Source organism: Pseudomonas agronomica (assembly GCF_025917275.1).
Lineage (GTDB): Bacteria > Pseudomonadota > Gammaproteobacteria > Pseudomonadales > Pseudomonadaceae > Aquipseudomonas > Aquipseudomonas agronomica.
In genome coordinates this window covers 1-7,132 of sequence record NZ_JAOSHO010000261.1, presented here as the reverse complement: position 1 = coordinate 7,132, position 7,132 = coordinate 1, and the positions used below count along the sequence as shown (strand labels likewise).

Genomic DNA, 7,132 nt, shown 5'->3' with positions numbered 1-7,132 from the left:
CTCCCTCGCCACATTGTTTGTCTGCGATAGATATCGCATAACTTCAAGCTTTCAGGACAAGGAATCCTCATGTTCGAACCCGTGGTCGCCAACCTCATCACCTCCGCCGCGCGGATGGTCACCGGCGCTCGCAGCCTGTGGCTCGGCTGCGCGCCCAAGCCCGTGCAGCGGATCTATTTCGCCAACCACAGCAGCCACGGTGACTTCGTGTTGCTCTGGGCCTCGCTGCCGCCGGCGCTGCGCAAGCTCACCCGACCGGTCGCCGGGGCCGATTACTGGCAAACCAGCCCGGTGCGCCGCTACATCATCAACCGGGTGTTCAACGGCGTATTGGTGGACCGCGAGCGCAAGGATCCTTCCTACAGCCCCTTGCAACCGATGCTCGACGCGCTGGAAAACGGCGACTCGCTGATCATCTTCCCCGAAGGCACGCGCAACCCGGATGAAGGCTTGCTGCCGTTCAAGAGCGGGATCTACCACCTGATGAAAAGCCACCCCGAGGTGGAGGTGATCCCGGTGTGGATCGCCAACCTCAACCGCGTCATGCCCAAGGGCCGCGTGTTGCCGTTGCCGCTGCTGTGCACGACCAGTTTCGGCGCGCCACTGAGCATCGGTGAAGGCGAAAGCAAAGAGCAATTTCTAGAACGCAGCCGTGCCGCACTGCTGGCACTGGCCCCGGAGCACGTCTGACATGGATCGATATACCCTGATGTTGTTTGGCGGGATCGGCGCGATCCTGGTGCTGGCCTCGTTGGTCGGTTTCATTCTCAAGCTGCGGACCAAAGGCGCACCGAACTCGGTCATCGAGAACCTCAACGCGCGGATCAACGCCTGGTGGATCATGGTGCTGGTGATCGGCATCGCGTTCTGGCTGGGTAACGCCGCGGTGATCCTGCTGTTCTACGCGGTGTCGTTCTATGCGCTGCGGGAATTCCTCACGCTTACCCCGACGCGGCGCAGTGATTACCCGGCCCTGGTGGCGGCGTTCTACCTGGCGCTGCCGCTGCAGTACCTGTTGATCTACTACGACTGGTACGGGCTGTTCTCCATCTTCATTCCGGTGTACGTGTTCCTGCTGCTGCCGATCCTCGCGTCGCTGGGCGGCGACAGCACGCACTTCCTGGAACGCGCTTCGAAAGTGCAGTGGGGGTTGATGATCGCGGTGTTCTGCATTTCCTTTGTGCCGGCGCTGCTGACCCTGGACATCGCCGGTTTTGAAGGACGCAATTTGTTGCTGATCGCCTACCTGGTGATCGTGGTGCAACTATCCGATGTGTTGCAGTACGTCTGCGGCAAGCTGTTCGGCAAGCACAAGATCGCGCCCAACCTGTCACCCTCGAAAACCGTGGAAGGTTTTGCCGGTGGTATTTTCCTGGCCTCGCTGATCGGCGGTGCGCTGTGGTGGATCACGCCGTTCAATCCGTGGCAGTCGTTCCTCATCGCGTTGCTGATCAACCTGCTGGGTTTTGCCGGCGGCATCGTCATGTCGGCGATCAAGCGCGACCGTGGGGTCAAGGATTGGGGCCACATGATCGAGGGCCACGGCGGCATGCTCGACCGCCTGGACTCGGTGTGCTTCGCCGCGCCGATCTTCTTCCATCTGGTTCGGTATTGGTGGACTTGAGATAACCCTGTCCTGAGGCACCGCTTACCTGGCTAGGGAGCTTGCTCCCGCTGGGCAGTGTAGGAGCTGGCGAAGCCGGCGATCTTTTGATCTTTGCTTGGAGGCAGTGAAAGATCGCAGCCTCGCTTCGCTCGGCAGCTCCTACAGGGCGCCGCCGTGGCAGGCTCTTTTGCCAGAAAGAGCGAGCTCAATGCGCCAGCATATTGTGATGCACGCTGTACATGATCCACAGCGACAGCCCCACCAGCAGCGCAATCACCACGGTGGAGAACACCAGCGCCGTCACGTTCCAGCGTTGATGCGGTGAGAAGTTGAGGTGCAGGAAGTAGATCAGGTGCACGACGACCTGGATCACCGCGAAGATCGCCACGACGCCGGCCGTCACAGGCTTGGGCAGCGTGGGATACATCACCAGGGCGAACGGGATGACGGTGAGGATGACCGACAGCACAAACCCGGTGAGGTAGGATTTCACGCTGCCGTGGCTGGCGTCGACGCTGCCATGAAGGTTGCTCATTTACATCACTCCAAACAGATAGACCACGGTAAACACGCAGATCCACACCACGTCGAGGAAGTGCCAGAACAGACTCAGGCAGCCCATGCGGGTGGCGTTCACCGTGGTGAGGCCGTTGCGTTGGACCTGGAACATCACCACCGCCATCCAGATCAGACCGGTGGTGACGTGCAGGCCGTGAGTCCCCACCAGCGTGAAGAACCCGGTGAGAAAGGCGCTGCGGTTCGGGCCGTAGCCCTCACCGATGAGCTTCTGGAACTCATGGACTTCCATCCCGATAAACGCCAGGCCGAGGACGAAGGTCAGGCCGAGCCAGGCGAGGACCTTTTGCTTCTGCCCGGCGCTCAGCGCAAGCATGGCGAAGCCGTAGGTAATGCTGCTGAACAGCAGGATGAAAGTTTCCGTGAGGACGTAGGGCAATTCGAAAATATCGGCGGCACCAGGCCCACCGGCAACGCTTTGCCCGAGCACCGCATAGGTCGCAAACAGCGTTGCGAACAGAATGCAGTCGGTCATAAGGTAGATCCAGAACCCGAACAGGGTCATGGAGCTGGCGTCCGAATGGCCGTGTTCGGATTCCGGCGCGGTGGCGTTTGGCTGGACGAGATTGGACATGATCAAGCCTCCGCCAACATCTTGATGCGTTGATTTTCGATGCGCGCCACCTCCTCGGCAGGCACGTAGTAGTCGATGTCGTCATCGGCGCTGCGCCAGATCACGCCACCGACGGTGGCGACGAGCCCGACGATGGCCAGCCACCAGATATGCCAGACCAGGGCAAAGCACATGATCAGGCTGAACAGACTGATGACCAGGCCCATGGCGGTGTTGCGCGGCATGTGGATGTTCTGGAAATCGGCCTCGACGGCGGTTTTCTGGCCGCGCTCCTTCATGCCCCAATAGGCATCGATACCCTCCACCACCGGTTGCTGGGCGAAGTTGTAGAACGGCGGCGGCGAGGCGGTTGACCACTCCAGCGTGCGCCCGTCCCACGGATCCCCCGTCAAGTCGCGGTTCTGGTGGCGCTGGCGGATGCTGAAGTAGAACTGCAGGATCTGGCAGCTGACCCCGCAAAGGATGATGCCCACGCCCAGCAACTCCGCCAGCAGCCATGGCTCCCATTCGGGCACGTTGAAGTGGTTCAGGCGCCGGGTCATGCCCATGAAGCCAAGGAAGTAAGACGGCATGAAGGCGAAATAGAACCCGGTGATCCAGCACCAGAACGCCGCCCGGCCCAAGCGGTCGTGGAGCTTGAAGCCGAACGCCTTGGGGAACCAGTAGGTCAGGCCGCACATATAGCCGAACACCGCACCGCCGATGATCACGTTGTGGAAGTGGGCGATCAGGAAGAGGCTGTTGTGCAGCAGGAAATCCGCCCCGGGCACCGCCAGCAGCACGCCGGTCATGCCGCCGATGCTGAAGGTGACGATAAAGCCCACCGTCCACAGCATCGGCGTTTCAAAGCGCACCCGCCCGCGGTACATGGTGAACAGCCAGGTGAAGATTTTCACCCCGGTGGGCACGGCGATGATCATGGTCATGATGCCGAAGAACGCGTTGACGTTCGCCCCCGAGCCCATGGTGAAGAAGTGGTGCACCCAGACAATGAACGACAGGATGGTGATGACGATCGTTGCCCACACCAGCGAGTGATAGCCGAACAGGCGCTTGCGGCTGAAGGTCGACGCGACCTCGGAGAAGATGCCGAACGCCGGCAGGATCAGGATGTACACCTCCGGGTGGCCCCAGGCCCAGATGAGGTTGACGTACATCATCGGGTTGCCGCCCAGCTCATTGGTGAAGAAGTGCATGTCCAGGTAGCGGTCGAGACTGAGCATGAACAACGTGGCGGTGAGGATCGGGAACGACGCGAGGATCAGCACCGCCGTGCACAGCACCGTCCAGGTGAACACCGGCATACGGAAAAGGGTCATGCCCGGTGTACGCATTTTCAGGATCGTGACGAAGAAATTCACCCCGGTGAGCAACGTCCCGACCCCGGATATCTGCAAGGACCAGATGTAGTAATCCACCCCGACCCCGGGACTGTAGGAAAGCCCCGACAGCGGTGGATAAGCCACCCAACCCGTGCGGGCGAACTCACCGACCGCCAGGGAGACGTTCACCAACATCGCCCCGGCGACGAACAACCAGAAACTCAACGCATTGAGGAACGGGAACGCCACGTCCCGGGCGCCGATCTGCAAGGGCACGACGATGTTCATCAAGCCCACCACCAACGGCATCGCCATGAAGAAAATCATGATCACGCCATGGGCGGTGAAGATCTGGTCGTAGTGCTCCGGCGGCAGGTAGCCGGGTGAACCGTCGGACGCCATGGCCTGTTGCGTGCGCATCATGATCGCGTCGGAAAAGCCGCGCAGCAGCATCACCAGGCCCACGACGATGTACATCACGCCGATGCGCTTGTGGTCCACCGAGGTAAACCACTCTTTCCACAGGTAGGTCCATTTGCGCAGGTAGGTGATCGCACCGATGCCCGCCAAGGCGATCAGCCCCACTACGGCGAGGGTCCACATGATGATGGGCTCATCCGTCGGGATCGCCTCAAGCGTCAATTTTCCAAACATGCTGTTCTACTCCAGATGGTGTTACTGCCCCTGTTGCCGGGCCCCGACGGGTGATTCGATACTGCCTTGCAGGTGCTCCATGCGATGCTCGACTTCACGGGAACGGTTCATGCCCTCGTACTTGTCGATGATGCTCTGGAACAAGTCCGGCTGGATCGAGGCGTAGTGTTCGACCGGGTGCTTGACCGTGGGCCGGGCCAGCCGGGCATAACTGTCCTTGTCCAACCGCCCCTGCCCTGCCCGTACGTCGGCGACCCACTTGTCGAAGCCCGCCGCATCAGTGGCCAGGGTCCGGAAGTGCATGTCGGAAAAGCCCGGGCCGTTGTAGTTGGCGGCGATGCCTCGATATTCCCCAGCCTCGTTGGCGATCAGGTGCAGTTGGGTCTGCATGCCGGCCATGGCATAGATCTGCCCACCCAACGCAGGAATGAAGAACGAGGTCATGGCGCCGTCGGACGTCACGCGAAAGTTCACCGGCGTGTCCAGCGGCATGGCCAGTTCATTGACCGAGGCGATGCCCAGTTCCGGGTAGATGAACAGCCATTTCCAATCGGTGGCGACCACCTGCACCACCAACGGCTTCACGTCGGAATCCAGTGGCCGATAAGGGTCGAGCGCATGGGTGGACTTCCAAGTGACCACGCCCAGAATGATGATGATCACCAGCGGCACACCCCAGACCACGGTTTCGATCTTGCGCGAGTGGCCCCACTCCGGCGTGTATTTCGCCTTCGTGTTAGAAGCCCGGTATTTCACCGAAAAGATGAACGCCATGACAATCACCGGCACCACCACCAGCAACATCAACAACGTCGAGAGAATGATCAAGTTGCGTTGGTCAACGCCGACCTGTCCCTTGGGATTGAACAACACCATGTCGCAACCGCCGAGCAACAGCATCCCGCCGACCAGCAACAACCTTGATACGTAACAAGGCAGTCGAGTTCGCATGTCTTGGGCTTCGCTTATGGGTTGTTTGCCAGTTGCAGCGCGATCTTGTCTTTGATCGACAGGCGCTGCTCCTTGAGTTTGCGGATATCGTCACCCTCGACGTTGCCCGCCGAAATCGATTCGGCCGCCAACACTTGGTTATCCACATCCGTGTATTCATCGAGCAGGCGATCAAGCTCCGGGTCTTGCTGGCGCCGCTGTTGAACCGCCTCTTTGCTGCAATTCAAATCCTGATAGAGATCATGAGAAGCAGGCATGGCCTTCTCCTTTCAGCAGTGTTGTTGGGTACACGATTTTTAGAATTGCCCCCCACGCCTTAGTTGAAAGAAACATCCTGATACGGTGACGAACGGCATTGCCGACAAAAAAAAGCCCACGAGACGTGGGCAAAGGGAAAGCGGTTATGGCTTGGGCGGGTCAGGAGGATTGTCTACCAGCGGCAGAAGGCATTGCCGTGGAATCAACCCGCACCGTACGCGACTGAAGTATTGCCTTCTCCCACTCCCTGGCATCGTGGCTGCAAAAGATTTCGACGTGCCCGTCCTGGACCCGCGCCAGTTCCCGCAGGCGATCCTGGTTGCGCATCCGTGCCGAGCGGTAGGTGTCCATCATGTATTGATAGAACTTCAGGCCCAGCGGGCAACGGCGCTCGGCTTGATGGACTTCATCGTGAAAAAAATACGCGTCGCCGGCATGCAGCATCCAACCGTCGGCCGTGCGCACGGCGATCCCGGCGTGTCCTGCCGTATGGCCCTGCAATGGCACCAGGAAAATGTCCTCTTCTTCGGCACCGATCAACGCCCGCACCGAATCGAAACCGAACCAGGTGTCCCCATCGGGGGCGTAGAACTCCCAGTTATCGACGCCCTGCCACTGGCGTGCCTCGAACCGGCGTCGGCTGATCCAATTGTCGGCGGCGCGCGCCGTCGCCATTTCGTCGCGCATCACGTGCACCCGCGCCTGGGGAAAGTCCTGCAGCCCGCCCGCGTGATCGAAATCCAGATGCGTCAGCAGGATATGCCGCACGTCGTTGGCATCGAAACCCAGGCGCCGCACCTGATCCAACGCCGTCAGGCGATGTTCGAACTTGATGTTATTGAACGTCCGGAAAAATCGACTCAGTCGCTCGGGAGTCTGCACATCCCGCTGGCCAAAACCGGTGTCCACCAGGACCAGGCCGTTGCGGTCGGTTTCAATCAGCAGGCAATGACACACCAGGCACGCCGTCAGCCCCCGGCTGTAACCGTCGAACAGCCTCCCGCCCACCGGGCACATGCAACCGCAGTTCAGGTGGTGGATATGCATGGAGGCCTCCTGCACGAATGGCGCGTCGATTTCCGGTTTTTTAATGGATTCTTTGAAATCGACAGGAGGGCGACAGGCGCAATTCCGCAAAGGCGACAGGCGGTGCCCATGCCTGGGAAAAAGATACCCTGTGGGAGCGAGCTT

8 protein-coding genes are annotated in these 7,132 nt (G+C 60.2%); 2 read left to right on the top strand and 6 right to left on the bottom strand.

All coding sequences use genetic code 11. From position 1 onward, the window contains the following. The first annotated feature begins 69 nt into the window (after nt 1-69). A complete protein-coding gene (locus tag OC610_RS17615) occupies nt 70-690 on the top strand; it encodes a lysophospholipid acyltransferase family protein (protein WP_264429393.1) in 621 nt (206 codons plus the stop codon). 1 nt (nt 691) lies between these two features. After that, complete coding sequence (locus tag OC610_RS17610; RefSeq protein WP_264429391.1) at nt 692-1,624, top strand: phosphatidate cytidylyltransferase; 933 nt, start codon at nt 692-694, stop codon at nt 1,622-1,624. Nucleotides 1,625-1,811: 187 nt separating this feature from the next. On the opposite strand, the gene cyoD is transcribed toward OC610_RS17610, so the two are convergent. The 6 genes from cyoD to OC610_RS17580 all read right to left on the bottom strand — a co-directional run bounded on the left by cyoD (nt 1,812) and on the right by OC610_RS17580 (nt 6,988). Next, nucleotides 1,812-2,141, bottom strand: coding sequence for a cytochrome o ubiquinol oxidase subunit IV (gene cyoD / locus OC610_RS17605; protein ID WP_030140430.1), 330 nt, complete (start codon nt 2,139-2,141; stop codon nt 1,812-1,814). After that, nucleotides 2,142-2,756, bottom strand: coding sequence for a cytochrome o ubiquinol oxidase subunit III (gene cyoC, locus OC610_RS17600; protein ID WP_264429390.1), 615 nt, complete (start codon nt 2,754-2,756; stop codon nt 2,142-2,144). 2 nt (nt 2,757-2,758) lie between these two features. Further along, on the bottom strand, nt 2,759-4,732 hold the full coding sequence (gene cyoB, locus OC610_RS17595) for a cytochrome o ubiquinol oxidase subunit I (protein WP_264429389.1): 1,974 nt from the start codon (nt 4,730-4,732) through the stop codon (nt 2,759-2,761). 21 nt (nt 4,733-4,753) lie between these two features. Beyond that, nucleotides 4,754-5,683 carry a ubiquinol oxidase subunit II gene (gene cyoA / locus OC610_RS17590; RefSeq protein ID WP_264429388.1) on the bottom strand — a complete coding sequence of 310 codons (930 nt, stop codon included), beginning with the start codon at nt 5,681-5,683 and terminating at the stop codon, nt 4,754-4,756. 14 nt (nt 5,684-5,697) lie between these two features. Next, the gene (locus tag OC610_RS17585) at nt 5,698-5,940 is read right to left on the bottom strand and encodes a DUF465 domain-containing protein (RefSeq protein ID WP_264429387.1); all 243 of its coding nucleotides are present in this window, start codon (nt 5,938-5,940) and stop codon (nt 5,698-5,700) included. Between the two features lie 160 nt (nt 5,941-6,100). After that, nucleotides 6,101-6,988, bottom strand: a complete 888-nt coding sequence (locus tag OC610_RS17580; RefSeq protein ID WP_264429386.1) for an MBL fold metallo-hydrolase — start codon at nt 6,986-6,988, stop codon at nt 6,101-6,103. Nucleotides 6,989-7,132: the final 144 nt, after the last annotated feature.